This window comes from Kitasatospora sp. NPDC057738 (assembly GCF_042798815.1).
Taxonomy (GTDB): Bacteria; Actinomycetota; Actinomycetes; order Streptomycetales; family Streptomycetaceae; genus Kitasatospora; species Kitasatospora lactacystinica.
Genome location: NZ_JBHVJT010000043.1, coordinates 5,685 through 6,416 on the forward strand (window position 1 = coordinate 5,685; position 732 = coordinate 6,416).

Annotated in this window: 2 protein-coding genes; both read right to left on the bottom strand. The window is 64.9% G+C overall.

The genetic code is table 11. The annotated features are described in order from the left end of the window. Positions 1–87 precede the first annotated feature (87 nt). Positions 88–297 (bottom strand): DUF397 domain-containing protein, encoded by a 210-nt coding sequence (locus ACFVGO_RS22905; protein WP_380633706.1) that lies wholly within the window; start codon positions 295–297, stop codon positions 88–90. A gap of 110 nt (positions 298–407) precedes the next feature. Further along, complete coding sequence (locus tag ACFVGO_RS22910; protein ID WP_380358560.1) at positions 408–611, bottom strand: DUF397 domain-containing protein; 204 nt, start codon at positions 609–611, stop codon at positions 408–410. Positions 612–732 lie beyond the last annotated feature (121 nt).

The following is a 732-nucleotide window of genomic DNA, read 5'->3' on the forward strand; positions in this document are numbered from 1 at the left end:
GTCCCGCCTACATGGGAGCACCCCCCCAAGCCCCTGCGCGGGGGGGTGGTCTCCCCTGGCGGCAGTGGCGCCCCCCACGGTACTAGGTCAGTTGGTGCCCGAAAAGTCGCCCGCCTGAATGCCGGCAACGAAAGATCGCCATGCCTCAGGGGTGAAGCTCAGGACCGGTCCGTGGAGATCCTTGCTGTCGCGAACGGGGACGATACTGGCGAGGCCGTCGGCTACCTCAATGCAGTTGCCCTGGCCGTTGCTGTACGTGCTTTTGCGCCAGACGGCCTGGTGAATTCGATCTCTCATGTGCCGTACGTCCCCCGACCGGAAGGCTCTTGAACGAGCAAAATAGAGCTCTGCACACCAGGCAGGTCGGGCGGCCCTGCGTGCTCCGCAGGGCCGCCCGAAGAAGCTCCTCAGAAACGGGCAGGAAAGTCACCCACCCGGACACCCGCAACAAAGGACCGCCACGCCTCCAGGGCAAAACTGAGCGCCGGACCGTAAGGATCCTTGCTGTCGCGAACGGGAATGGAGCCCGGAATCCCACTGGCGACCTCAATGCAGTTGCCGCCTTCGCCGCCGCTGTGGCTGCTCTTGCGCCATGCCAGGTCAGCTGTCACGTAAATGACCTCCTGGAGCCCTCAGTCGGTGTGGTGGGGGGGGGATGGGGGGGGGGGGGAGGGAAACGGAGAAAAGAGTGTTGGTTGCGGGGGAAGGTGCATCACGACCCCAGCCGCAACA